Origin of the sequence: Enterobacter cloacae complex sp. 2021EL-01169 (assembly GCF_020733125.1) — a bacterium.
In the GTDB taxonomy this organism is placed as follows: Bacteria; Pseudomonadota; Gammaproteobacteria; order Enterobacterales; family Enterobacteriaceae; genus Enterobacter; species Enterobacter roggenkampii.
Map to the genome: position 1 here is coordinate 545,239 of NZ_JAJFTC010000002.1, position 25,688 is coordinate 570,926.

Here is a 25,688-nt window from a genome sequence, read left to right on the forward strand (position 1 = left end):
CTCACGCTTTCGCTCACTTCTTCTCGTCCGTGCCCCATTGCAGCGTTAACCTTGTCACAAAATAACGCTATGAATGGAGAACGCTATGGCACAACCTATAATTTTCGATTGCGACCCGGGTCATGATGACGCGATCGCGCTCGTCCTTGCACTTGCCTCCCCCGAGCTCGACGTCAAAGCCGTCACCTCTTCTGCCGGAAACCAGACGCCGGATAAAACCCTGCGTAACGTTTTGCGCATGCTGACGCTGCTCAAGCGCACGGATATTCCTGTCGCCGGCGGCGCCCTCAAGCCCCTGATGCGTGAATTAATTATTGCGGATAACGTGCATGGCGAAAGCGGGCTGGACGGTCCGGCGCTGCCGGAACCTGGCTTCACGCCGCAAAGCTGCACCGCCGTGGAGCTGATGGCAAAGGTGCTGCGCGAGAGCGCGGAACCCGTCACTCTGGTGGCAACGGGACCGCAAACCAACGTCGCGCTGCTGCTGAACAGCCATCCTGAACTGCACAGCAAAATCGCTCGTATCGTCATCATGGGCGGGGCTATGGGCCTGGGAAACTGGACGCCTTCCGCAGAGTTCAACATTTTTGTCGATCCGGAAGCAGCGGAGATCGTCTTCCAGTCGGGCCTGCCAGTTGTGATGGCAGGGCTGGATGTGACGCATCGCGCGCAGATTATGGCAGACGACATTGAGCGCTTCCGCTCCGTTGGCAATCCGGTCGCCACAACCGTGGCTGAGCTGCTCGACTTCTTTATGGAGTATCACAAAGCCGAGAAATGGGGATTCCACGGCGCGCCGCTGCACGATCCGTGCACCATTGCCTGGCTGTTAAAACCGGAGATGTTTACCACAGTCCACAGGTGGGTTGGCGTCGAAACGCAGGGGAAATACACCCAGGGGATGACGGTGGTGGACTACTACTCGCTGACGGGGAATAAACCGAATACCACGGTGATGGTGGATATTGACCGTGAGGCGTTTGTGGATTTGCTGGCGGAGAGACTGGCTTACTATAGTGCGTAGTGCGGCCTGATGCCCTCACCCCGGCCCTCTCCCACGGGGAGAGGGCGCAAACCTGCGCTTTTACCTAGGGCTCAAACGGCCGACGCTGGAACTGATCGTGGCCGCATTTCGGACACAGCGACAGGACCTCCGGCGTATACACCGCAATATGATGGTGGCAATTCTCGCACACCAGATTTCCCAGCCCGACCACTTCACCGCTGTGGTACACACCGTGGTGGTTTAAATCCTGAAAGACTTCACGCCACTCCAGCTGCGTTTTATCGGTGATATCGGCCAGCTCCTGCCACAGGCTCTCTTTGATCACCCGCATGAAAACGCTGTCCGTGACCTCCTCCTGGCTTTCCTGGTAGCTGCGCGCGAACTCTTCCAGATCGCGACGCACGGCGCGGGTCACCTCTTCCACTTCGGTTCGCGTTAACTCACCCGTTTGCGACACGCGGGCACGCGCCTGCTCCACCAGCGCGTCGATATCACGCTCGCCGTTACGCAGCCGTTCCGTCAGTGTCGCCACCAGTTCGCGGTAAAATTGAGCAACCTTGTTCATCATTTTGCCTCCCGGGTAAGTAACTATTTCTAATAATAGACCTTATTTAAGCGCCGCTTTGTCAGGTGAAGCACAGACCCGGTAAATTCCTGCAAAGCGCATTTGTGCGAAAGGCTGTTTTGACGCGGGCGTTTGGGCTATGCTATGCGGATCTGAATTACCACATCCATTGGCTACATTTGTAGCTGTATTGAACACAGGACCACTGGCTGCCATGCAAGAGCAATACCGCCCGGAAGAGATAGAATCAAAAGTCCAGCAACACTGGGACGAGAAGCGCACCTTTGAAGTAACCGAAGACGAGAGCAAAGAGAAGTATTACTGCCTGTCGATGCTTCCCTATCCTTCTGGTCGACTACACATGGGCCACGTGCGTAACTACACCATCGGTGATGTGATTGCGCGCTACCAGCGCATGCTGGGCAAAAACGTTCTGCAACCCATCGGTTGGGATGCGTTCGGTCTGCCTGCGGAAGGCGCGGCGGTCAAAAATAATACGGCGCCGGCACCGTGGACGTACGACAACATCGCGTACATGAAAAACCAGCTCAAAATGCTGGGCTTTGGCTATGACTGGAGCCGCGAGCTGGCAACCTGTACCCCGGAATATTACCGCTGGGAACAGAAATTCTTCACCGAGCTGTACAAAAAAGGCCTGGTGTACAAGAAGACCTCTGCCGTTAACTGGTGCCCGAATGACCAGACCGTTCTCGCAAACGAACAGGTTATCGATGGCTGTTGCTGGCGCTGTGATACTAAAGTAGAGCGTAAAGAGATCCCGCAGTGGTTTATTAAAATCACCGCTTACGCTGATGAGCTGCTGAACGATCTGGATAATCTGGACCACTGGCCAGATACCGTTAAGACCATGCAGCGCAACTGGATCGGCCGTTCTGAAGGCGTGGAAATTACCTTCAACGTTGAGAACTACGACCAGACCCTGACCGTCTACACCACCCGTCCGGACACCTTCATGGGCGCGACCTACCTGGCCGTGGCCGCAGGACACCCGCTGGCGCAGAAAGCGGCAGAAAACAATCCGGAACTGGCTACCTTCATCGACGAGTGCCGCAACACGAAAGTGGCCGAAGCCGATATGGCAACGATGGAGAAAAAAGGGGTTGATACCGGCTTTAAGGCCATTCACCCACTGACGGGCGAAGCGATCCCTGTCTGGGCCGCCAACTTCGTACTGATGGAATACGGCACAGGCGCCGTGATGGCTGTTCCAGGTCACGACCAGCGCGACTATGAATTTGCCACTAAATATGGCCTGACCATCAAGCCTGTTATTCTGACGGCTGACGGTTCTGAACCAGACCTGTCCGAACAAGCGCTGACCGAAAAAGGGACCTTGTTCAACTCCGGCGAGTTCAACGGTCTGAGCTTCGAAGAGGGCTTCAACGCTATCGCCGACAAGCTGGCCTCCCTTGGCGTGGGCGAGCGTAAAGTTAACTTCCGTCTGCGCGACTGGGGCGTTTCCCGTCAGCGTTACTGGGGTGCGCCAATTCCAATGGTGACGCTGGAAGATGGCACCGTGATGCCAACGCCGGAAGATCAGCTGCCGGTGATCCTGCCGGAAGACGTGGTCATGGACGGTATCACCAGCCCGATCAAAGCCGATCCTGAGTGGGCAAAAACCACCGTCAACGGTCAGCCCGCGCTGCGCGAAACCGACACCTTTGACACCTTTATGGAGTCATCCTGGTACTATGCTCGCTACACCTGTCCTCAGTATCAGGACGGCATGCTGGATTCCAAAGCAGCGAACTACTGGCTGCCGGTAGATATCTACATCGGTGGTATCGAACACGCCATCATGCACCTGCTCTACTTCCGCTTCTTCCACAAGCTGATGCGCGATGCGGGCATGGTGAACTCTGACGAACCTGCAAAACAGCTGCTGTGCCAGGGCATGGTGCTGGCGGATGCCTTCTATTACGTCGGGGCAAACGGCGAGCGTAACTGGGTATCTCCGGTTGACGCGATCGTTGAGCGCGACGAGAAGGGCCGTATCGTGAAGGCGAAAGACGCTGAAGGTCACGAGCTGGTCTACACCGGCATGAGCAAAATGTCCAAGTCGAAAAACAACGGTATCGACCCGCAGGTGATGGTTGAGCGTTATGGTGCGGATACCGTGCGTCTGTTCATGATGTTTGCCTCTCCGGCAGACATGACGCTGGAATGGCAGGAGTCTGGCGTGGAAGGCGCAAACCGCTTCCTGAAACGCGTCTGGAAGCTGGTTTACGAGCACACCTCACTGGGCGATGCCCCGGCGCTGAACGCTGCTGCCCTGACTGAAGATCAGCAGGCGCTGCGTCGTGACGTTCATAAAACCATTGCGAAAGTGACCGATGATATTGGTCGTCGTCAGACCTTCAATACCGCAATTGCGGCTATTATGGAACTGATGAACAAGCTGGCGAAAGCCCCGCAGGACGGCGAGCAGGATCGTGCCTTAATGCGTGAAGCGCTGCTGGCCGTCGTTCGCATGCTGAACCCGTTCACGCCGCACATTAGCTTTACCCTGTGGCAGGAGCTGAAAGGCGAAGGCGATATCGACAACGCGCCGTGGCCGCAGGCTGACGAAGCCGCGATGGTGGAAAACACCACGCTGGTCGTGGTCCAGGTGAACGGTAAAGTCCGCGGTAAAATTACCGTGGCGGTCGATGCAACCGAAGAACAGGTTCGCGAGCGCGCGGGCCAGGAACCACTGGTCGCTAAATATCTTGAGGGCGTTACCGTACGTAAAGTGATCTACGTACCGGGTAAACTGCTGAATCTGGTCGTTGGCTAAGCGCGGGAGGAAACGTGCGACAACTGGCAACAATACTCTTATCTCTGGCGGTGCTTGTCACCGCTGGCTGCGGCTGGCACCTGCGCAATACCACGGCGGTGCCTGCTCAGATGAAAACCATGATCTTTGATTCCGGAGATCCGAACGGTCCACTCAGCCGGGCAATTCGCAATCAGCTGCGTCTGAACGGCGTTGAGCTTGTTGAGAAACAGACGCTGCGTCAGGACGTACCGTCTCTGCGTGTGACAGGAAGTGGTCTGTCGAGAGACACTGCGTCTATCTTCCAGGATGGCCGTACCGCAGAGTATCAAATGGTGTTGACGGTCAACGCGGCAGTCCTGATCCCGGGTAAAGACATCTATCCGATCAGCACGAAAGTGTACCGTTCGTTCTTCGATAACCCGCAGACGGCGCTGGCAAAAGATGCCGAACAGCAGATTATCATCAACGAAATGTATGACAAGGCGGCGGAACAGCTGATCCGTAAACTGCCAAGTATTGCAGCGTCAACCAAACAAGGATCTGACATTGTTGATAAACCGGTTGATGGCACGCTTCCTGCTGCTAACTCTCTGGGTAAATGATGATCAGGCTGTATCCTGAACAACTCCGCGCGCAGCTCAATGAAGGGCTGCGCGCGGCGTATCTGCTTCTTGGAAACGATCCGTTATTACTTCAGGAAAGCCTGGATGCCGTGCGGCATGCCGCCGCCGCGCAGGGCTTTGATGAACACCACACCGTCCAGCTGGATAACAATACCGACTGGAACGCCCTCTTCTCGCTTTGTCAGGCGATGAGCCTGTTCGCATCGCGCCAGACAATTCAGATCCTGCTGCCGGAAAACGGGCCTAACGCGGCGATGAACGAGCAGCTCGCTACGCTGGTCAGCCTCTTACACAGCGATCTGATCCTGATTGTGCGTGGCAACAAGCTGACCAAAGCGCAGGAAAACGCGGCATGGTTTACCCAGCTCGCGCCCCACGCGGTGCTGGTCACCTGTCAGACGCCTGAGCAGGCGCATCTGCCTAAATGGGTCGCCGCGAGAGCGAAGCAGCACAACCTTCAGCTGGATGATGCGGCGAACCAGCTGCTCTGCTACTGCTATGAAGGTAACCTGCTGGCCCTGGCGCAGGCGCTGGACAGACTCTCCCTGCTCTGGCCGGACGGCAAGCTGACCTTGCCGCGCGTCGAGCAGGCCGTTAACGACGCGGCGCACTTCACGCCGTTCCACTGGGTGGACGCGCTGCTGTCGGCAAAAAGTAAACGCGCCCTGCATATTCTGCAGCAGCTGCGCCTCGAAGGGAGCGAACCGGTCATTCTGCTGCGTACGCTGCAGCGCGAACTGCTGCTGCTGATTACGCTCAAGCGTCAGTCTGCCCATACGCCTTTGCGTTCGCTGTTTGATAAACACCGGGTGTGGCAAAATCGCCGGGCTTTGACTTCCGAGGCCATCAACCGTCTGAGTCATGAACAGCTTCGCCAGGCGGTACAGCTTCTGATGCGCGCCGAACTCACGTTAAAACAAGATTACGGCCAGTCGGTCTGGGCAGAGCTGGAAAGCCTTTCCCTGCTGCTCTGCCACAAGGCGCTGGCAGACGTTTTTATTGATGGATAGTATGCACTCTTTACAGGCCCTGTATGGCGGCACCTTCGACCCGGTACACTACGGGCATCTGAAGCCGGTTGAAATTCTGGCGAATCTGATCGGCCTTCAGCGCGTCACCATCATGCCGAATAATGTCCCGCCCCATCGTCCACAGCCTGAGGCGACCAGCGAGCAGCGAAAAGAGATGCTTGCCCTGGCCATCGCAGATAAGCCGCTCTTCCGGCTTGACGAGCGTGAGCTGCGTCGCGATACGCCCTCCTGGACCTCGCAGACGCTTCAGGAATGGCGCACAGAACAAGGTCCAGACCAGCCGCTGGCTTTTATCATCGGACAGGACTCCCTGCTGAACTTCCCCACATGGCATAAATATGAAACCATCCTGGAGAACAGCCACCTGCTCGTCTGCCGCCGTCCTGGCTATCCGCTGACCATGCGCGAAGCGCAGTACCAGCAGTGGCTGGAAGATCATCTCACCGCCAATGTTGAAGATCTTCACACTCAGCCTGCCGGGAAGATTTATCTGGCCGAAACGCCGTGGTTCGATATCTCTGCGACCCTCATTCGCGAGCGCTTACAGCAGGGTTTAGCGTGTGACGATCTGCTCCCCGCACCGGTGCTGGCCTATATCCATACGCATGGTTTGTATCAGAAAAGCGCAGATGAATAGCCGGAGAGCATAAAAAGCGGCTTATTGTTTATCCTGCCTTGACAGGGTAAGCCATACTGTTATTCTCCGCTGCCAGACTTTCCCGCCGATGATTGCTTTACAGAAATTGTTTTACAAAAATGGCGATGCAATCTCAGGCAGAGGGTGGGATGATACCCGCCTTCAAAAGCCCGACCGGAGACTTTTGTCCCGATACAGGCATGAGTTCAGGTATACTGTCTGGCTACGAATTCAACGTTTTACAATCTCATTCACCCAGGGGGAAAACTTGCAGGGTAAAGCACTCCAGGATTTTGTTATTGACAAAATTGATGACCTGAAAGGTCAGGACATCATCGCTATCGACGTTAAAGGTAAATCCAGTATTACCGACTGCATGATCATCTGCACCGGTACGTCCACACGTCACGTTGTTTCGATTGCTGACCATGTTGTTCAGGAATCGCGCGCGGCAGGGCTGCTTCCGCTGGGCGTTGAAGGTGAAGCGACCGCTGACTGGGTGGTTGTCGATCTCGGCGATGTGATTGTCCACGTCATGCAGGAAGAGAGCCGTCGCCTGTATGAGCTGGAAAAACTCTGGGGTTAATGCGTGAAGTTGCAGCTGGTCGCCGTCGGCACCAAAATGCCGGACTGGGTACAAACCGGTTTTACTGAATATCTGCGTCGTTTTCCAAAAGACATGCCGTTCGAACTGGTGGAAATCCCCGCCGGTAAGCGCGGCAAGAACGCCGATATCAAACGTATTCTCGATAAAGAGGGCGAACTGATGCTGGCTGCCGCTGGCAAAAACCGCATCGTCACCCTCGATATTCCAGGAAAACCCTGGGATACGCCGCAGCTGGCGCACGAACTGGAGCGCTGGAAGCAGGATGGCCGAGACGTCAGTCTGTTGATTGGCGGACCCGAAGGGTTATCCCCTGCCTGCAAAGCGGCAGCAGAACAAAGTTGGTCCCTCTCCGCGCTGACGCTTCCCCACCCGCTCGTTCGGGTACTGGTGGCAGAAAGCCTGTATCGCGCGTGGAGCATTACTACCAACCACCCCTATCACCGCGAGTAATGACTGACCAGGGTAGATTAAGCAGCGGATGAAACTACAGAATTCTTTTCGCGACTATACGGCTGAGTCCGCGCTGTTTGTGCGCCGGGCGCTGGTCGCCTTCACCGGGATTTTGCTGCTTACCGGCGTGCTGATCGCCAACCTTTATAATCTGCAAATTGTCCGTTTTACCGACTACCAGACGCGTTCCAACGAAAACCGTATCAAGCTGGTGCCTATCGCGCCCAGCCGCGGCATTATTTACGATCGCAACGGCACCCCGCTGGCGTTAAACCGCACCATCTATCAAATCGAGATGATGCCGGAAAAAGTCGATAATGTTCAGGATACGCTGGAAGCGCTGAAAAGCGTTGTCGACCTTAACGACGACGATATCGCCGCCTTCAAAAAAGAGCGCGCCCGCTCACACCGATTCACCTCCATCCCGGTTAAAACCAACCTGACGGAAGTCCAGGTGGCCCGCTTTGCGGTAAACCAGTACCGTTTCCCCGGCGTGGAAGTAAAGGGGTACAAGCGTCGCTACTACCCTTACGGATCCGCGCTGACGCATGTGATTGGCTACGTCTCCAAGATTAACGACAAAGACGTCGACCGCCTCGATAAAGACGGCAAGCTGGCGAACTACGCCGCAACGCACGACATCGGTAAGCTCGGTATTGAACGCTACTACGAAGATGTCCTGCACGGGCAAACCGGCTATGAAGAGGTTGAGGTTAACAACCGTGGCCGCGTGATTCGCCAGCTTAAAGAAGTGCCGCCTCAGGCGGGGCATGACGTCTATCTGACCCTCGACCTTAAGCTTCAGCAGTATATTGAAACCCTGCTGGCGGGCAGCCGCGCAGCCGTTGTGGTCACCGATCCCCGCACCGGCGGCATCCTGGCGATGGTGTCTATGCCAAGCTATGACCCGAACCTGTTTGTTGACGGCATTTCCAGTAAAGACTACTCCGGTCTGCTGAATGACCCCAACACGCCGCTGGTGAACCGCGCGACGCAAGGGGTTTACCCGCCGGCATCCACGGTTAAACCGTACGTGGCGGTCTCTGCACTGAGTGCTGGCGTCATCAACCGCAATACCAGCCTGTTTGACCCGGGCTGGTGGCAGTTGCCCGGTTCAGAAAAGCGCTATCGCGACTGGAAAAAATGGGGCCACGGTCATCTGAACGTCACCAAATCGCTGGAGGAGTCTGCGGATACCTTCTTCTATCAGGTGGCGTATGACATGGGGATCGACCGCCTGTCAGAATGGATGAGCAAATTCGGCTACGGACACTACACCGGCGTTGACCTGGCGGAAGAACGCTCCGGCAACATGCCGACGCGCGAATGGAAGCTGAAGCGCTTTAAAAAACCGTGGTATCAGGGCGACACCATTCCGGTGGGTATCGGTCAGGGTTACTGGACGGCAACGCCGCTTCAGATGAACAAAGCCATGATGATCCTCATCAATGACGGCGTGGTGAAAGTGCCTCACCTGCTGCAGAGTACGGTTGAAGACGGCAAAAAAGTGCCGTGGAACCAGCCGCACGAAGCGCCGGTGGGTGACATTCATTCCGGCTTCTGGGAAATCGCGAAAGACGGTATGTACGGCGTGGCAAACCGCCCCAACGGTACCGCACACAAGTATTTCGCCGGTACGCCGTACAAAGTGGCGGCGAAGTCCGGTACTGCGCAGGTCTTTGGTCTGAAAGCCAACGAAACCTATAACGCGCACCGCATTGCCGAACGTCTGCGTGACCACAAGCTGATGACGGCGTTTGCCCCTTACGACAACCCGCAGGTCGCGGTGGCGATGATTCTGGAGAACGGCGGTGCCGGGCCTGCAGTAGGGACCATCATGCGCCAGATCCTTGACCACATTATGCTGGGTGATAACAACACCGAACTGCCGGCTGAAAACCCGGCCGCCGCTGCGGCGGAGGACCAATAATCATGACGGATAATCCAAATAAAAAATCGCTGTGGGACAAAATCCACATCGACCCAGCCATGCTGCTGATCCTGCTGGCTCTGCTGGTTTACAGCGCGCTGGTTATCTGGAGCGCCAGCGGCCAGGACATCGGGATGATGGAGCGTAAAATCGGCCAGATCGCCATGGGCCTGATCATTATGGTGGTGATGGCGCAGATCCCGCCGCGCGTCTACGAAGGCTGGGCGCCCTACCTCTACATCTTTTGTATTATTTTGCTGGTTGCGGTCGATGCGTTTGGGGCCATTTCAAAAGGGGCGCAGCGCTGGCTGGATTTGGGTATTGTCCGCTTCCAGCCCTCGGAGATTGCCAAAATCGCCGTTCCACTGATGGTGGCACGCTTTATCAACCGCGACGTCTGTCCGCCGTCGCTGAAGAATACCGCCATCGCGCTGGTGCTGATTTTCCTGCCAACGCTGCTGGTTGCGGCACAGCCTGACCTGGGTACCTCTATCCTCATCGCCCTCTCTGGCCTGTTTGTCCTGTTCCTGTCGGGCCTGAGCTGGCGCCTGATTGGTATCGCGGTAGTGCTGATTGCGGCGTTCATCCCTATTCTCTGGTTCTTCCTGATGCACGATTACCAGCGCCAGCGCGTCATGATGCTGCTCGATCCGGAAACCGATCCGCTGGGCGCGGGCTATCATATTATTCAGTCCAAGATTGCGATTGGCTCCGGCGGCCTGCGCGGTAAAGGCTGGCTGCACGGCACGCAGTCGCAGCTGGAATTTTTACCGGAACGTCACACCGACTTTATCTTTGCCGTCCTGGCGGAAGAGCTGGGGCTGGTGGGCATCTTAATACTCCTGGCCCTATACGTTCTGCTGATCATGCGAGGATTGTGGATTGCAGCACGCGCGCAAACGACCTTTGGTCGCGTCATGGCTGGCGGGTTGATGCTGATTTTATTCGTTTATGTCTTCGTAAATATTGGTATGGTGAGTGGTATTCTGCCGGTGGTAGGCGTACCGCTGCCGCTGGTGAGTTACGGAGGCTCGGCACTGATCGTGTTGATGGCCGGGTTTGGTATCGTGATGTCGATCCATACCCACAGAAAAATGTTGTCAAAAAGCGTATAAAAATAAGGGGATCGGAATGCGTAAGCAGTGGCTGGGGATCTGCATTGCGGCAAGTTTACTTGCGGCCTGTACTAGTGATGATGGTCAGCAACAGGCAACCGTCGCGCCGCCGCAGCCTGCGGTGTGTAATGGCCCGATCGTAGAAATCAGCGGTGCCGATCCCGTTTATGAACCGCTGAATGCCAGTGCCAATCAGGATTACGAGCGCGACGGCAAAAGCTATAAAATTGTTCAGGATCCTTCCCGTTTCAGCCAGGCGGGCTTTGCCGCCATTTATGATGCCGAGCCAGGCAGTAACCTGACGGCCTCCGGAGAGACGTTCGACCCCATGCAGCTGACGGCGGCACATCCGACGCTGCCGATCCCAAGCTATGCTCGTATCACCAACCTGGCAAACGGCCGAATGATCGTCGTGCGTATCAACGACCGCGGCCCGTACGGTAATGACCGGGTGATCTCCCTGTCGCGCGCGTCTGCCGATCGCCTGAATACCTCGAACAACACCAAAGTCCGTATTGACCCAATTATCGTGGCGCAGGATGGCTCCCTCTCCGGGCCGGGTACCGCGTGTACGACGGTGGCGAAACAGACCTATGCCCTTCCCGACCGCCCCAATCTTGACGGGGGAATGGGCAGAGTCTCTTCTCCGGCCGAGCCTGCTCAGCCGGGGGGAGAAATACGCCCAATCAGCAACGACACGCTGCAAAGCGACGATTCAACGGGCGCACCGGTAAAGAGCAGCGGTTTTCTTGGCGCACCGACGACCTTAGCCTCGGGCGTGCTGGAAGGCAGTGAACCTACCCCAGCCCCCGCTCCCGTTGCTGCACCAGCGACCCAGTCGGCTCCCGTAACGGCGCCCGCGGCCACGCAAAGTGCTGCGGTGGCGGCTCCAACAGCGGCCAGCGGCAGCTATGTGGTTCAGGTCGGTGCTGTGAGCGATCAGGCCCGGGCTAAACAGTATCAGCAGCGTCTGAGCCAGCAGTTTGGCGTACCAGGACGCGTTGAGCAGAACGGTGCGGTCTGGCGCATTCAGATGGGGCCGTTTGGCAGCAAATCGCAGGCAGCCTCCCTGCAGCAGCGTCTGCAGAATGAAGCTCAGCTTCAGTCATTTATCGCTGTTGCGAAATAATTAACCGGCGGTATCCGAATTGTCAGTTTGTGTAAAACACATTCACAAACTCATGCTTAAAGTCGGATGCCTGCCTGAATAGCATTTGCTATAGTAAGGCACTTTTTTTAATTCCATCACGGATGTCGTAGTTCTGACCATGAAGACCACTTTTTCTGCTCGTTTTGTGCAGCGCATGGCGCTGACCACGGCCCTTTGCGCGGCTGCGCTCTCTGCAGCTCACGCCGATGACCTGAATATCAAGACCATGATCCCTGGCGTTCCGCAAATCGACGCGGAATCCTACATCCTGATCGATTACAACTCTGGCAAAGTGCTGGCAGAACAGAATGCCGATGCCCGCCGTGACCCGGCCAGCCTGACCAAAATGATGACCAGCTACGTTATCGGCCAGGCGATGAAGGCAGGTAAATTCAAAGAAACGGATCTGGTCACCATCGGTAACGATGCGTGGGCAACCGGGAACCCGGTCTTTAAGGGCTCCTCTCTGATGTTCCTGAAACCGGGTATGCAGGTTCCTGTTTCCCAGCTGATTCGCGGTATCAACCTGCAGTCGGGTAACGATGCCTGCGTGGCGATGGCCGATTTCGCCGCCGGTAGCCAGGATGCCTTCGTAGGCCTGATGAACAGCTACGTGAACGCGCTGGGTCTGAAAAACAGCCATTTCCAGACCGTACACGGCCTGGACGCAGACGGTCAGTACAGCTCGGCACGTGACATGGCGTTGATTGGTCAGGCGCTGATCCGCGATGTTCCTAATGAGTACTCTATCTATAAAGAGAAAGAGTTCACCTTCAACGGTATTCGTCAGACCAACCGTAACGGCCTGCTGTGGGATAACAGCCTGAACGTTGACGGCATCAAAACCGGTCACACCGACAAAGCGGGCTACAACCTGGTCGCCTCCGCCACTGAAGGCCAGATGCGTCTGATCTCTGCCGTGATGGGTGGCCGCACCTTTAAAGGCCGTGAGACAGAAAGCAAGAAGCTGCTGACCTGGGGCTTCCGTTTCTTCGAAACCGTGAATCCACTGAAAGCAGGCAAAGAGTTTGCGTCTGAACCGGTCTGGTTCGGCGACAACGACCGTGCTTCTCTCGGCGTTGATAAAGACCTCTACCTGACCATTCCGCGCGGTCGTATGAAGGATCTGAAAGCCAGCTACGTCCTGAACAGCACCGAGCTGCACGCCCCGCTGCAGAAAAATCAGGTCGTGGGCACAATCAACTTCCAGCTGGATGGCAAAACGATCGATCAGCGCCCGCTGGTGGTCCTGCAAGAAATTCCTGAAGGCAATTTCTTCGGCAAAATCATTGATTATATTAAATTGATGTTCCACCACTGGTTTGGTTAAAAATCGAACACTTGAAAGTGTGATTTTGATCCCCATATACTAAGTATCCTGATAACTCCCACCTGACGTGGGAGTTATTATTTTTTGACGTTACGCCGGAGCTGACATGAAAACCAAACTTAACGAACTGCTTGAATTCCCTACCCCATTTACCTACAAAGTAATGGGTCTGGCGAAACCTGAGCTGGTTGATCAGGTGGTTGAAGTGGTACAGCGCCATGCGCCGGGTGACTACTCTCCGTCAGTAAAACCAAGCAGCAAGGGCAACTACCACTCGGTTTCTATTACCATCACTGCGACACACATTGAGCAGGTTGAGACGCTGTACGAAGAGCTCGGCAATATCGAAATCGTTCGTATGGTGCTGTAGTCCCTTTGCGGTTACCCGGTTTGCCGGGTAACCCCTCTCCCCGCTGTGATATACTCCCGCATACCTTTTGTCCCTCGTCTTCGGAGACGCAGTTTTGTATCAGGATAAAATTCTGGTCCGTCACCTCGGGCTGCAACCTTACGAGCCTGTCTCCCAGGCTATGCATGACTTCACCGATTCACGCGATGACACTACCCCCGATGAGATCTGGCTGGTCGAACACCTGCCGGTCTTTACGCAGGGTCAGGCGGGAAAAGCAGAACATTTATTAATGACGGGCGATATTCCGGTTATCCAGAGCGATCGCGGCGGTCAGGTCACGTACCATGGACCCGGGCAGCAGGTGATGTACGTCCTGCTCAATCTGAAGCGCAGAAAGCTCGGCGTGCGTGAACTGGTTACCTTACTGGAACAGACAGTCGTCAATACGCTGGCGGAATACGGGATTGACGCGCATCCGCGAGCCGATGCGCCTGGGGTCTACGTTGGGGAAATGAAGATCTGCTCTCTGGGGCTGCGTATTCGTAAAGGCTGCTCATTCCATGGCCTGGCCTTGAATATTAATATGGATCTCGCGCCTTTCCAGCGCATAAACCCCTGTGGCTACGCCGGCATGGAAATGACGCAAATGCGCCAGTGGGTAGAAACCGCTACGCCAGACACGATTCGTCCCGTGCTGTTAAAGAACGTGTTAGCACTACTTAACAATCCCCCGCACGAATATATCCCTGCTTAATATATCGTACAACAGGGCTCGCTAATTTGACGGGCCACTGTCTATTTACCGTTTTTGCACTTTACAATAATCCATAGATTCTATATTTTCGAAGCGCCCGAATATTACCGCTACATATTATTTAGCCTCCAGCATGCACGGCAAACACGGCATAAGTAACGTGAGCAATTATCACACAAGTGTTTGCTTTTGATAAATAAATGAAACAAAACCAACACTTTACGAATCTCTACAAGCATAATAAATAAATTCAACTATCATTCATATTGTGAATGTATACGGAGTGAAAGCGTGGAGTATAATAATTTACCAGCCAAACGACTGAATGAACCTGGTGGCGAAGACAAGCCGCAAATTTTTCGGACTTTACGTAATATTGATCTCAATTTACTGACTATTTTTGAGGCAGTATATGTCCATAAGGGTATCGTTAACGCTGCGAAAATTCTTAATCTCACGCCTTCAGCAATTAGCCAGTCCATCCAAAAGCTACGCGCTATATTTCCTGACCCGTTATTTATCCGTAAGGGCCAGGGGGTAACGCCGACGGCCTACGCCACGCATCTTCATGAGTACATCAGCCAGGGGCTGGAGTCGATTCTGGGCGCACTGGATTTAACCGGGAGCTACGATAAGCAGAGAACCATCACCATCGGCTGTTCCCCTTCGGTGGGTGTGCTGGTGATGCCAGCGATCTTCCAGGCCGTAAAAGAGCATGCTCCGCAGCTCCTGCTTCGCAATGTGCCTCTCCATGAGCCTGACGTTCAGCTTGCCCAGTTCCAGACGGACCTGATTATTGAAAGCGGCAGCTTCAGTGCCAGAGCGCTGGGGCAAAATGTGCTCTATGCGGATAACCTGGTACTGGTTTGCCGTCAGCAGCATCCTGCCCTCAGCGAGCCGCTGACCATCGAAAACCTGCGCAACTACGACCACTCGTCTTTCATGACCGAAGGGCAGTCCAACCATGGCCTTCGTCAGCGTATTGATGAAATTTTCCCGGAACGTCAGATCAGCTTCAGCAGTTACAATATGTTCACCACCGCATCCCTGATAGGCAGCAGCGATATGCTGTGCATCATGCCATCGCGCCTGTACAGCCTGCTCCGGAAATGCTGGCCGCTGGACAGTATCCCCCTCAGCCAGCTTAATGCGGAATCTATTGAAATTTCACTGCATTACAACAAGCTGAGCTTGCGCGATCCGGTTCTGGAAAACGTCATCCGCATTATCCGTCAGGCCTTCTGACAGGTTGAGCCAGCATAAGCCCCTGCGGCAGGCAGGGCAAAAGGCACAAAACAACAACTATTTTACAAATTGGCGATCTGGCAGGCTGCTTTAACGACCGTTTCAATGATATACTGCCTGTCGTTCGTTCAAAAATAGTTGATAAATACAACATTCCCTTGAATTGAAACGCTTTCCTTCGATATTCGCAACTGGAACACGCACGCTATGAGTAAACCCATTGTGATGGAACGCGGTGTTAAATACCGCGATGCCGATAAAATGGCCCTTATCCCGGTTAAAAACGTGGCTACAGAGCGCGAGGCGCTGTTAAGAAAACCGGAATGGATGAAAATCAAACTTCCGGCCGACTCTTCGCGTATCCAGGGGATCAAAGCGGCGATGCGCAAGAATGGCCTTCACTCCGTTTGTGAAGAAGCCTCTTGTCCGAACCTTGCTGAATGTTTCAATCACGGTACCGCGACGTTTATGATTCTGGGTGCTATCTGTACCCGCCGCTGCCCGTTCTGCGATGTTGCTCATGGTCGTCCGGTCGCACCTGATGCTAACGAACCCCAGAAGCTGGCGCAGACCATCGCCGACATGGCGCTGCGCTATGTGGTTATCACGTCCGTTGACCGTGACGATCTGCGCGACGGCGGGGCGCAGCACTTCGCTGACTGTATTACGGCCATTCGCGAGAAAAGCCCAAACATCAAAATCGAGACGCTGGTGCCAGACTTCCGCGGCCGTATGGACCGCGCGCTGGATATCCTGACCGCGACGCCGCCAGATGTATTTAACCACAACCTGGAAAACGTACCGCGTCTCTATCGTCAGGTGCGCCCGGGCGCTGACTATAACTGGTCTCTGAAACTGCTGGAACGCTTCAAAGAAGCGCATCCGCATATTCCGACCAAGTCAGGTCTGATGGTAGGTCTGGGTGAAACTAACGATGAAATCATCGAGGTGATGCGCGATCTTCGCCGCCACGGTGTAACCATGCTGACTCTGGGCCAGTATCTGCAGCCAAGCCGTCACCACCTGCCGGTACAGCGCTACGTGAGCCCGGACGAGTTTGATGAAATGAAGGCCGAAGCGCTGGCGATGGGCTTTACTCACGCCGCATGCGGCCCGTTTGTTCGCTCCTCCTACCATGCAGATATGCAGGCAAAAGGCGAAGAAGTTAAATAATGCTGTAATATTCATTTACAGTAATACAAAAAAACCGGCCTCATGAGCCGGTTTTTTTTTCGCAAGCCCTCAGGCGTTGCTGTCACTCTTTGTGAGAAAGCTTGTCTGCCGGGACGTCATTCTCAGCGCTTTTCTTCGCGGCTGTATCATCGTCGTTCATTGCTTTCTTAAAGCCTTTGATGGCAGCCCCCAGGTCACCACCCAGCGTGCGTAACTTCTTGGTACCAAACAGCAGGACGACCAGTGCGGCAACCACCAGCAGTTTGGTAATACTAATCTCACCCATAGATACCTTCTTTACTTAAAACAGGCTGCATTCAGCGCCAAAACCTGACTGTATTAACGGTCATTTAGCGCGTGCACACAATAGCAATCTGTAACAAGGTGAATCAAGCATTGTTGAAAAAAACATCACAATAATTGCGGTGGCGCAAACCGACGATTGCGAAGAACAGGTAATTGCTGACGTGCAAGCGCAATTCTGTCTATGTTTATCTCCGCCACCAGCAAATCCGGGGCTTCCGCAGCGGCGGCGATCGTCACACCCAGCGGATCGACTACCCTGCTTTGCCCGATGTTCTTCGTTCCGCATTCTCCTGCAGCAACGACATAGCAGGTGGTATCCAGCGCGCGTGCCGCCAGCAGCGTTGCCCAGTGATGTTCCTTTAACGGCCCTTTAACCCACGCGGCAGGCAGAACCAGCACGTCCGCCCCCTGTAGCGCCAGATGGAGTGCCAGCTCCGGAAAACGCAGGTCATAGCAGGTCATCAGCCCAACCTTTAATCCGTCAATCTCCAGCAGCGGCGGAACACGGTCTCCTGGGTCGACGCGCCGTGATTCCTGAATGCTGAAGGCATCATAAAGATGGAGCTTGGCGTAACGTGCGACTATGGCTCCGCCGCGAATCGCCACCAGCGTATTCACCGCCCGACCCGGCGTAGAGGGAACATGGATTGTTAAGATCGTCGTCATCGTATTGCCCACGCTCTGGGCGAGCAATTGCTGTAAAAATTCACCGTCCAGCGGCTGCGCGGACTTCACGGATAAATCCGGGTCATTATCATCCCTGGCCAGTAGCGCCTCAGGAAGTACCAGCAGCGACGCGCCTTTCTGTTGGGCCTGCATCATCAGATTGACGCATTTTATCGCGTTAGCCTGCCAGTCAGGCGTGACCGCAAATTGCCCTACCGCAACATACATATTTGTCCCCTCATCATAAACGGCGTTAAACTCGCTTCTCTTACACATCAAATAGCAGGTATTTAGCGTGTTACAACTACTTTTAGCCGTTTTTATTGGTGGGGGAACGGGTAGCGTTGCGCGATGGTTTCTCAGTATGCGGTTTAACCCCCTGCATCAGGCGATTCCCATGGGGACGCTGGCTGCAAACCTGATAGGTGCCTTTATCATTGGCATGGGGCTGGCCTGGTTTAACCGAATGACACACATTGACCCAATGTGGAAAGTCCTGATTACCACCGGATTCTGCGGCGGGTTAACCACCTTCTCAACCTTTTCTGCGGAAACGGTTTTTCTCTTTCAGGAAGGCCGTATCGGCTGGGCGCTGATGAATATGGCGATCAATATGCTCGGCTCCTTTGCGATGACGGGGATCGCATTTTGGCTATTTTCTTCCGCAAGCGCGCATTAACAGCCGAACCGTTAATGTTGGCTTAATTTTTCTCTGTCACTCTGGATGCAGTACTGAACGAGGGTGACAGAATGAAACAGAGTCTGATGAGCGCAGGCATGGTGTTGTTAAGCGTGCTGATCGTGGCCAGCTTCCTGAAAATGTATCTGCTTGGCTGATTCAAAACGAAAAAAACCCGCTCAGTGAGCGGGTTTTGAAATTCTTGCTGACGCGTCTGGATTACAGAGCGATTACGTTAGCAGCAGAAGGGCCTTTGGCACCGTTAGTGATTTCGAACTCTACACGCTGACCTTCAGCCAGAGTTTTGAAACCATTAGACTGGATTGCAGAGAAGTGTACGAACACGTCTTTGCTGCCATCTTCAGGAGTAATGAAACCGAATCCTTTGGACTCATTAAACCACTTAACGTTACCTTTAATCTTAGACATCAAAATTACCTTTACATTAAAAAACGACACAAATGCTGTGTCGGTTACCAGTACATCAATTGTGAGACCTTTTGTCCAGCGGATCTTTGATAAAAAGTGACTAAAGTCGCGTTAATTTTCACTGGCAGATTTTTATCGTTTATGAATCAACGGCTGCGCGTTTTATCACCAACAGGTAAAGTTTTTTCAGTTAAAACTGAAAACGCATCCAGGCGAAGTAAACGTTACCGTTGTTGTACGTGCCCGGGATGTAGGTCATCTGGAACGTTGCGGGGCCGTAACCGATAGAGGCCAACGGCAGCAGCACCGGGATCGGAATGTAGTTCCAGTTGTCACGTGCGGTGACCCCCGCGGTATAGCCCAACCCGACATGGAAGTTCTCGTCGGCTAGCGGGCGCCAGGTTTTCTCCCAGCCGTAGCCCCCAATCGGCTCCCATTTATTAAAGGAGTCTTTAAAGGCCATCAGATAGATGCCATGCCAGTTTCCCTTATCATCCCAGCGCGACTGACCGAAACCAGCGCCCCACGGACGCTCGTTATATTTATCGGTTTTCTCTTTGTCGTAAGCAAAACGCGCATGCCACGTTATTGCCGGAACATAGAGATCATAATGTTCGGGCGCCGTCCAGGTCTGAGAGACATTATCCGTAAAGGTTGAGAACCACCCTTTATCCGTCGCGTTGTCCTCTGCCTGTGCAACAGAAGAAAACGTTAACTGCCCAAAAATAAACAATAAAATTGAGAAAAATGTATTACGTACGATCACAATGCAATTACCATTCTTAGTATTCGAGGCAAAGTTTACCATAAAGTAGTTGAATCAAGGCTTAACGACATCAGCGTTATTCCTAATTATTCGGCCTTTTGCCGGGAATATTCTTAATAAACTGGACCGCAAGTCTGAATAAGCACATTCAGAGTGAGCCTTTAACCTGTTTAGCCTTGTATATCAGCAACATGCTGAATTACACAAAATATTAACAATCTGTTATCATTGTAAAGACATATTGCGCTATTTCTGGCGGTCAAGACTCTCATGGCGTAAATGTAAGAGCCATGGCAAAAACACGGTTGTTCTGCTCTCTAGTCGTCTGTTTATTGATTTTAATCAGCAAGAACAGGCCATTTATTCGGCACATTTTCATCCTTCTTATTTTTATTGATTTTTTGTGCTCCATTGCAGCAGAGATACAGGGGAAATCATGCTTACGTTATTCGAACTCCTTATTGGGGTCGTCGTCATTGTCGGTGTCGCACGCTACATCATTAAAGGCTATTCGGCCACGGGCGTATTATTTGTTGGCGGTTTAACGCTGCTGATTATCAGCGCCATAATGGGACATCAGGTATTACCTGCCAGTGCAACCAGTACGGGTTACACCGCCACTGATATTGTTGAATACATTAAGATATTACTCATGAGCCGCGGCGGCGACCTGGGTATGATGATCATGATGCTGTGCGGTTTTGCCGCCTACATGACCCATATCGGTGCCAACGACATGGTCGTTAAGCTTGCCTCAAAACCGCTGCAGTACATCAACTCACCCTATCTGCTGATGGTCGCCGCCTATTTTCTCGCCTGCCTGATGTCGCTGGCCGTGTCGTCGGCAACCGGACTTGGCGTACTGCTCATGGCCACGCTGTTCCCGGTCATGGTGAACGTCGGTATCAGCCGCGGCGCGGCAGCAGCCATTTGCGCGTCTCCGGCAGCCATTATTCTCTCCCCGACCTCCGGCGACGTTGTGCTGGCGGCAAAGGCTGCGGAGATGTCGCTCATCGACTTCGCCTTTAAAACCACGCTGCCAATCTCTATTGTCGCCATTGTGGGAATGGGAATCGCGCATTTCTTCTGGCAGCGCTATCTGGATAAGAAAGAAAACATCAGCCACGAGATGATGGATGTGAGTGAGATCACCACCACCGCACCCGCGTTTTATGCCATTCTGCCCTTCACGCCGATTATCGGAGTGCTGATTTTTGACGGCAAATGGGGCCCGCAGCTGCACATCATCACCATTCTGGTGATCTGCATGCTGCTGGCTGCCGTGCTGGAGTTTGTGCGCGGTTTCAACACGCAAAAGGTGTTCTCTGGTCTGGAAGTCGCCTATCGCGGTATGGCGGATGCCTTCGCTGGCGTGGTGATGCTGCTGGTGGCAGCGGGCGTTTTTGCTCAGGGTCTGAGCACCATCGGCTTTATCCAGAGCCTGATCTCTATCGCCACCTCGTTCGGCTCGGCCAGTATTATCCTGATGCTGGTCCTGGTGGTACTCACCATGCTGGCGGCCATGACCACCGGTTCCGGCAATGCGCCTTTCTACGCTTTCGTGGAGATGATCCCGAAACTGGCCCACTCCTCCGGTATTAACCCGGCCTATCTCTCCATTCCCATGCTGCAGGCGTCAAACCTGGGCCGTACCATTTCCCCGGTATCGGGCGTGGTCGTCGCCGTTGCCGGGATGGCAAAAATCTCGCCATTTGAAGTGGTAAAACGCACCTCAGTGCCCGTTATGGTTGGGCTGATTATCGTGATTATCGCCACGGAAGTGCTGGTGCCCGGCGCAGCCTAAGCTAAATTCCTGATATCCAGAAAGCGCCTGCGGGCGCTTTTTGTGCTTTAATAACCCCCAGAAATCAATCACGCTCATTCGATCAGGAAATCATATGTTCAGGAAGGATATCGTTATCCCGTCTGGGGCAATCGCGCTTGCCCTCTGTGTTTTCTCCACGCAGGCAGAACCGCTCAAGGCAACCCAGTATGGCGATTTCGATCGCTATGTTTTGGCTCTGTCCTGGCAAACCGGGTTTTGCCAGAGCATGGTCGAGCGCAACCGCAATGAACCTGACGAATGTCGCCTGCAAAAAGAACGCGAAAATAAAGCTGATTTTCTGACCGTTCACGGGCTATGGCCCGGCCTGCCGAAATCCATTGCCGCACGCGGGGTGGATGAACGTCGATGGATGCGTTTTGGCTGCGCCACGCGCCCCATTCCGAACATGCCGGAAGTGAAGGCCAGCCGCAAATGCGATGCCGCCGAAACCGGACTGTCGCTTTCTGCTGCCGCAAAGCTCAACGACGTGATGCCGGGTGCGGGCGGTAATTCCTGCCTGGAACGCTACGAATACGCCAAACATGGCGTCTGCTTTGGTTTCGATCCGGATGCCTATTTCGGCACGATGGTGCGGATGAATCAGGAAGTTAAAAACAGTGCGGTCGGTAAATTCCTTGCCAATAACTACGGAAAACCCGTCAGTCGCAGCGACTTTGACAGTGCCGTGGCCAAAAGCTGGGGCAAGGAGAACGTCAAAGCGTTCAAGCTGACCTGCAACGGCAATCCGGCTTATCTGACCGAGATGCAGATTTCGCTGAAGGCTGACGCCATTAACAATCCGCTTTCTGCGACCTCATTTGCCCCGCAGCCACATCCGGGTAACTGCGGAAAACAATTCGTGATTGATAAAGCCGGTTACTGATCCGCGCCCGGGCGCACCATATCAAACCGGTTTTCATCGCTGATGCCATAGTATGCCGTCGGCCCACCCGCACGCAGGATGGGCTGCGCTTTCGCCGTCTGGTATATCCCCTCTTCCAGCAGCGTTTCGGCAATATGGATACCGACCACTTCCCCCAGCACCAGCCACGTGTCCACCGGCGTACCGTCGGCTCCGGTAAGCTGAATGCACTGGGACAGTCGACATTCAAAATTCACCGGGCTTTCTGCAACGCGGGGGGCGTTAACCAGCTGGCTGGCCGCTGGCGTGAGTCCGGCAAAGCTAAATTCATCCCGATCGTGGGGAAGCATCGCGGAGGTTTGATTCATCGCATGTGCGAGATCGCGCGTTGCCAGGTTCCAGACAAACTCCCCGGTTTCCGTAATATTACGCACGCTGTCCTTCCAGCCGTTGCTGGAAAAGCCGATGATCGGCGGGCGGTAGTTAAAGCAGTTGAAGAAACTGTACGGTGCAAGGTTCAGCTGACCGACCTTGTCGCAAGAGGAGATCCAGCCTATCGGACGTGGACCAATAATGGCGTTCAGCGGGTCATGCGGCAGGCCGTGCCCCTGAGACGGTTGATAGAAGTACATAATTCTCTCTCGTTGGTGGGCAACGCCCGGGTTCAGGACACTCAGCGTAACGTATTCCGTCAGGAATGAAGACTGAATAAATTTCAGCGAAAATTCATATGGCCCATGAATGTGACTTTCATCACTTCAAACTTGCGCGCTCAGCCAGTATCATCGGGAGAGTTAAACCCTCGCTGCCAGACGGCGAGGGTTTTCTTTTGGATCAGTTTCTGCGTTAGACGCAGCATTAACGACATGGAGTAAAAAATGTCCAGACCTACCATTATCATCAATGAGCTCGACGCAGAACGTATCGACAGGCTGCTGGAAAAAGCGGAATTTGCCTCGCTCCCCGTGGCCGACGCCCTGAATGAGGAGCTCGACCGGGCACAGATGTGCACGCCTGAGACGATACCGCATGACGTGGTCACCATGAACAGCCAGGTGAAATTCCGCAACCTGACCACCGGTGAAGAGTTGACCCGTACGCTGGTATACCCGGCTCAGATGACCGACAGCAGCACACAGCTTTCTGTTCTGGCCCCTGTGGGTGCCGCACTGCTGGGGCTGCGTACGGGGGATACGATCCACTGGGAATTACCGGGCGGTGCGTCAACCCATCTGGAAGTGCTGGAGCTGCTCTACCAGCCAGAAGCCGCGGGCGATTACCTGCGTTAATCTCTTCTGAATAAGCGCCTACCCGCTTTGCACAGAGGATGCAGCCGCATCCTCTTTCCGCAAATTCACCCAATTTTCCTATACCGCGCAAAATGGCCTTAATCCACGCTTAACCTGTTTTGGTGCCGCGGGGACGGTCATGAGTGAGATAGGCGTTATCACACTTATCTTTCTGATTTTTGTGGCGATTATCGTCACGGCCGTGCTCTATCTTGAACGCCACTGGTAAGCGAACATTCTCAGGCAACCCCGCCCGGGAAGGCATTCACCAGCCCTTTAACGGTCTGCTCTGCGGCTTCGGGGGTCTCTGCGCCCGGGACCAGAATCACCTTCCGGCACTCCTCCTCGCGTTTTTCGAAAATCTTATAGGCGCGTTCCGCATCCGCAAGGGGGAGATAATGGGTCACGATCTCTTCCGGCGTAAGCAGCCCTTTTTCGATCAGCGGTAACAGTTCACCCAGCCAGGCATGGACGTGCGTCTGGCCCATCTTAAACGTCAGCCCCTTATCAAAGGCATCGCCAAACAGGAAGCCATGGATAAACCCTGCGTATACGCCGGGTACGCTGACCACCCCGCCGCGACGCACGGCAGCAATGCACTGACGCAACGCTTTGCCGCTGCTGCCTTCGATTTTAAGATTGCTGAGGATCGTTTCCGTGGTGCTGCCTTTCGCTTCAAACCCGACTGCATCAATCACGGCGTCAACGCCGCGCTGGCCCGCGGTCTGCTCGATGATTTTTTCCGCCGCGTCGTTGTCATCATCGAAGTTGATGGGGATAGCGCCATAGCGCGCCTCGGCAAATCGCAACCGGTAGGGATGGTGATCGATAACAAAAATCTGCTCAGCCCCCAGCAGCCGCGCACAGGCAATGGTCAGTAGCCCCACCGGCCCGGCGCCAAAAACGGCTACGCTTGAGCCTTTTTCAATCTGCGCATTTTTTGCCGCCTGCCAGGCCGTGGGCAAAATGTCGGACAGGAACAGCGCTTTATCATCAGAAAGAAGCTGCGGGACTTTAAACGGTCCGACGTTACCCTTCGGCACGCGAACGTATTCCGCCTGCCCGCCCGGCACGCCGCCGTAGAGGTGGCTATAGCCAAACAGCGCCGCAGGCGCGGGAATTTGCTTTTTGTTCAGTGCAGCACCCTGCCCGGCGTTGGTATTCTCACAGGCCGCATACTGCTGGAGGCGACAGAAGAAACAGTCCCCGCAGGCGATAACAAAGGGGATCACCACGCGATCGCCCTTTTGCAGATTCTTAACCTCTGCGCCGCACTCGACGATTTCCCCCATAAACTCATGGCCAAAAATATCGCCGTGCTGCACCTTCGGTATCTTTCCGCGGTAGAGATGCAAATCGGAGCCGCAGATAGCCGTGGCCGTGACGCGCAGAATAATATCGTCGGGCTGTTCGATGATGGGGTCGGGGACATTCTCGACGCGAACATGGTGTGGACCGTGATACGTAAGTGCTTTCATGCGACCTCCGAAAGGTTCCGGGTAAGTGTATAAGGGTAGCTACCCCTGAAGGTCTGCCTGTGAATACGGGTCTTTTGAGATTTATCCTGGCAAGATAAGAAAACTGACGGAGCGCTTACAGAAACCATGACTATTTTGTGGTTGAATGAGTACAGCGTTTATAAACAAGGAGAAACGGGTATGTATCAGAGAATCATTATGCCGGTTGATGTTTTTGAAATGGAGCTGAGCGACAAGGCCGTACGCCATGCGGAGTTTCTGGCGCAGCAGGACGGTGTCATCCATCTGCTACACGTGCTGCCAGGCTCCGCCAGCCTGAGCCTGCACCGCTTTGCCGCCGATGTGCGTCGCTTCGAGGAACATTTGCAGCACGAGGCGGAAAATCGCCTGCAAACCATGGTCAGCCACTTCAGCATCGACCCTTCACGGATCAAAACACACGTCAGATTCGGCAGCGTACGCGATGCGGTAAATGAACTGGCGACCGAACTGAAGGCAGACGTGGTGGTTATCGGTTCGCGTAACCCGTCCATTACCACGCATCTGCTGGGCTCTAACGCCTCCAGCGTCATCCGCCACACCCATATACCGGTGATGGTCGTCAGATAAAAAAAGAGGCCACCTTTCGGTGGCCTCTCGCT

The 25,688-nt window shown here is 54.3% G+C and carries 28 protein-coding genes; 21 read left to right on the forward strand and 7 right to left on the reverse strand.

Annotated elements, in window-relative coordinates; genetic code table 11:
- The first annotated feature begins 85 nt into the window (after nt 1-85).
- On the forward strand, nt 86-1,024 hold the full coding sequence (gene rihA, locus LLF79_RS09005; RefSeq protein ID WP_008501045.1) for a pyrimidine-specific ribonucleoside hydrolase RihA: 939 nt from the start codon (nt 86-88) through the stop codon (nt 1,022-1,024).
- Nucleotides 1,025-1,088: 64 nt separating this feature from the next.
- Here the strand turns inward: rihA and LLF79_RS09010 are convergent, their stop codons facing one another.
- Nucleotides 1,089-1,571: a zinc ribbon-containing protein gene (locus tag LLF79_RS09010; RefSeq protein WP_023617134.1), complete on the reverse strand. Its 483-nt coding sequence runs from the start codon at nt 1,569-1,571 to the stop codon at nt 1,089-1,091.
- A 214-nt stretch (nt 1,572-1,785) separates the two neighbouring features.
- Here LLF79_RS09010 and leuS point away from each other — a divergent pair, with 214 nt between their 5' ends.
- From leuS to lipA, 14 genes are all read left to right on the forward strand, one after another.
- Complete coding sequence (leuS, locus tag LLF79_RS09015) at nt 1,786-4,368, forward strand: leucine--tRNA ligase (protein WP_063417929.1); 2,583 nt, start codon at nt 1,786-1,788, stop codon at nt 4,366-4,368.
- A gap of 14 nt (nt 4,369-4,382) precedes the next feature.
- Nucleotides 4,383-4,952 carry an LPS assembly lipoprotein LptE gene (gene lptE / locus LLF79_RS09020; RefSeq protein ID WP_008501042.1) on the forward strand — a complete coding sequence of 190 codons (570 nt, stop codon included), beginning with the start codon at nt 4,383-4,385 and terminating at the stop codon, nt 4,950-4,952.
- The gene (gene holA / locus LLF79_RS09025) at nt 4,952-5,983 is read left to right on the forward strand and encodes a DNA polymerase III subunit delta (RefSeq protein WP_039024429.1); all 1,032 of its coding nucleotides are present in this window, start codon (nt 4,952-4,954) and stop codon (nt 5,981-5,983) included. Before lptE ends, holA begins: the two co-directional genes overlap by 1 nt.
- The gene (gene nadD / locus LLF79_RS09030; RefSeq protein WP_032622886.1) at nt 5,976-6,641 is read left to right on the forward strand and encodes a nicotinate-nucleotide adenylyltransferase; all 666 of its coding nucleotides are present in this window, start codon (nt 5,976-5,978) and stop codon (nt 6,639-6,641) included. The genes holA and nadD overlap by 8 nt, the downstream gene beginning before the upstream one ends.
- A 268-nt stretch (nt 6,642-6,909) precedes the next feature.
- Nucleotides 6,910-7,227, forward strand: a complete 318-nt coding sequence (gene rsfS / locus LLF79_RS09035; protein WP_003858696.1) for a ribosome silencing factor — start codon at nt 6,910-6,912, stop codon at nt 7,225-7,227.
- Nucleotides 7,228-7,230: 3 nt separating this feature from the next.
- Nucleotides 7,231-7,698, forward strand: a complete 468-nt coding sequence (gene rlmH / locus LLF79_RS09040; RefSeq protein WP_003858701.1) for a 23S rRNA (pseudouridine(1915)-N(3))-methyltransferase RlmH — start codon at nt 7,231-7,233, stop codon at nt 7,696-7,698.
- A 28-nt stretch (nt 7,699-7,726) separates the two neighbouring features.
- On the forward strand, nt 7,727-9,628 hold the full coding sequence (mrdA, locus tag LLF79_RS09045) for a peptidoglycan DD-transpeptidase MrdA (protein ID WP_023293034.1): 1,902 nt from the start codon (nt 7,727-7,729) through the stop codon (nt 9,626-9,628).
- Between the two features lie 2 nt (nt 9,629-9,630).
- Complete coding sequence (gene mrdB / locus LLF79_RS09050; protein ID WP_008501037.1) at nt 9,631-10,743, forward strand: peptidoglycan glycosyltransferase MrdB; 1,113 nt, start codon at nt 9,631-9,633, stop codon at nt 10,741-10,743.
- A gap of 16 nt (nt 10,744-10,759) precedes the next feature.
- The gene (gene rlpA / locus LLF79_RS09055; RefSeq protein WP_227879397.1) at nt 10,760-11,872 is read left to right on the forward strand and encodes an endolytic peptidoglycan transglycosylase RlpA; all 1,113 of its coding nucleotides are present in this window, start codon (nt 10,760-10,762) and stop codon (nt 11,870-11,872) included.
- A gap of 139 nt (nt 11,873-12,011) precedes the next feature.
- Nucleotides 12,012-13,223, forward strand: coding sequence for a D-alanyl-D-alanine carboxypeptidase DacA (gene dacA, locus LLF79_RS09060; RefSeq protein WP_008501035.1), 1,212 nt, complete (start codon nt 12,012-12,014; stop codon nt 13,221-13,223).
- A 106-nt stretch (nt 13,224-13,329) separates the two neighbouring features.
- On the forward strand, nt 13,330-13,593 hold the full coding sequence (ybeD, locus tag LLF79_RS09065) for a DUF493 family protein YbeD (protein ID WP_003858718.1): 264 nt from the start codon (nt 13,330-13,332) through the stop codon (nt 13,591-13,593).
- A 94-nt stretch (nt 13,594-13,687) separates the two neighbouring features.
- A complete protein-coding gene (gene lipB, locus LLF79_RS09070) occupies nt 13,688-14,329 on the forward strand; it encodes a lipoyl(octanoyl) transferase LipB (RefSeq protein WP_008501034.1) in 642 nt (213 codons plus the stop codon).
- 291 nt (nt 14,330-14,620) lie between these two features.
- A complete protein-coding gene (locus LLF79_RS09075; RefSeq protein WP_021242582.1) occupies nt 14,621-15,574 on the forward strand; it encodes a YbeF family transcriptional regulator in 954 nt (317 codons plus the stop codon).
- 207 nt (nt 15,575-15,781) lie between these two features.
- On the forward strand, nt 15,782-16,747 hold the full coding sequence (lipA, locus tag LLF79_RS09080; protein WP_008501032.1) for a lipoyl synthase: 966 nt from the start codon (nt 15,782-15,784) through the stop codon (nt 16,745-16,747).
- 82 nt (nt 16,748-16,829) lie between these two features.
- Here the strand turns inward: lipA and tatE are convergent, their stop codons facing one another.
- Together tatE and LLF79_RS09090 are read right to left on the reverse strand one after the other, a co-directional pair.
- Entirely contained in the window at nt 16,830-17,033 is a 204-nt protein-coding gene (gene tatE, locus LLF79_RS09085) for a twin-arginine translocase subunit TatE (RefSeq protein WP_222664779.1), read from the reverse strand.
- Between the two features lie 125 nt (nt 17,034-17,158).
- Entirely contained in the window at nt 17,159-17,947 is a 789-nt protein-coding gene (locus tag LLF79_RS09090) for a deaminated glutathione amidase (protein ID WP_021242583.1), read from the reverse strand.
- A 67-nt stretch (nt 17,948-18,014) separates the two neighbouring features.
- Between LLF79_RS09090 and crcB the strand changes: the two genes are divergently transcribed.
- The gene (crcB, locus tag LLF79_RS09095) at nt 18,015-18,398 is read left to right on the forward strand and encodes a fluoride efflux transporter CrcB (RefSeq protein ID WP_008501029.1); all 384 of its coding nucleotides are present in this window, start codon (nt 18,015-18,017) and stop codon (nt 18,396-18,398) included.
- A 219-nt stretch (nt 18,399-18,617) separates the two neighbouring features.
- Here the strand turns inward: crcB and cspE are convergent, their stop codons facing one another.
- Nucleotides 18,618-18,827 (reverse strand): transcription antiterminator/RNA stability regulator CspE, encoded by a 210-nt coding sequence (gene cspE / locus LLF79_RS09100; RefSeq protein WP_002439184.1) that lies wholly within the window; start codon nt 18,825-18,827, stop codon nt 18,618-18,620.
- A gap of 190 nt (nt 18,828-19,017) precedes the next feature.
- The gene (pagP, locus tag LLF79_RS09105) at nt 19,018-19,635 is read right to left on the reverse strand and encodes a lipid IV(A) palmitoyltransferase PagP (RefSeq protein ID WP_008501026.1); all 618 of its coding nucleotides are present in this window, start codon (nt 19,633-19,635) and stop codon (nt 19,018-19,020) included.
- Nucleotides 19,636-20,029: 394 nt separating this feature from the next.
- Here pagP and dcuC point away from each other — a divergent pair, with 394 nt between their 5' ends.
- Together dcuC and rna are read left to right on the forward strand one after the other, a co-directional pair.
- Complete coding sequence (gene dcuC, locus LLF79_RS09110) at nt 20,030-21,397, forward strand: anaerobic C4-dicarboxylate transporter DcuC (RefSeq protein WP_021242585.1); 1,368 nt, start codon at nt 20,030-20,032, stop codon at nt 21,395-21,397.
- 94 nt (nt 21,398-21,491) lie between these two features.
- Nucleotides 21,492-22,301, forward strand: a complete 810-nt coding sequence (gene rna / locus LLF79_RS09115) for a ribonuclease I (protein WP_021242586.1) — start codon at nt 21,492-21,494, stop codon at nt 22,299-22,301.
- Here the strand turns inward: rna and LLF79_RS09120 are convergent.
- Nucleotides 22,295-22,912, reverse strand: coding sequence for a flavin reductase family protein (locus LLF79_RS09120; RefSeq protein ID WP_032656216.1), 618 nt, complete (start codon nt 22,910-22,912; stop codon nt 22,295-22,297). The genes rna and LLF79_RS09120 overlap by 7 nt on opposite strands.
- 246 nt (nt 22,913-23,158) lie before the next feature.
- Here LLF79_RS09120 and rnk point away from each other — a divergent pair, with 246 nt between their 5' ends.
- Together rnk and yldA are read left to right on the forward strand one after the other, a co-directional pair.
- On the forward strand, nt 23,159-23,569 hold the full coding sequence (gene rnk / locus LLF79_RS09125; RefSeq protein WP_021242588.1) for a nucleoside diphosphate kinase regulator: 411 nt from the start codon (nt 23,159-23,161) through the stop codon (nt 23,567-23,569).
- 139 nt (nt 23,570-23,708) lie between these two features.
- Nucleotides 23,709-23,798 (forward strand): small membrane protein YldA, encoded by a 90-nt coding sequence (gene yldA / locus LLF79_RS26950; protein ID WP_008501020.1) that lies wholly within the window; start codon nt 23,709-23,711, stop codon nt 23,796-23,798.
- A 10-nt stretch (nt 23,799-23,808) separates the two neighbouring features.
- Here the strand turns inward: yldA and LLF79_RS09130 are convergent, their stop codons facing one another.
- Nucleotides 23,809-25,047, reverse strand: coding sequence for a zinc-dependent alcohol dehydrogenase (locus tag LLF79_RS09130; protein ID WP_008501018.1), 1,239 nt, complete (start codon nt 25,045-25,047; stop codon nt 23,809-23,811).
- A gap of 180 nt (nt 25,048-25,227) precedes the next feature.
- On the opposite strand from LLF79_RS09130, the gene uspG reads away from it, so the two are divergent.
- The gene (gene uspG / locus LLF79_RS09135) at nt 25,228-25,656 is read left to right on the forward strand and encodes a universal stress protein UspG (protein WP_008501017.1); all 429 of its coding nucleotides are present in this window, start codon (nt 25,228-25,230) and stop codon (nt 25,654-25,656) included.
- The last annotated feature ends 32 nt before the right edge of the window (nt 25,657-25,688 follow it).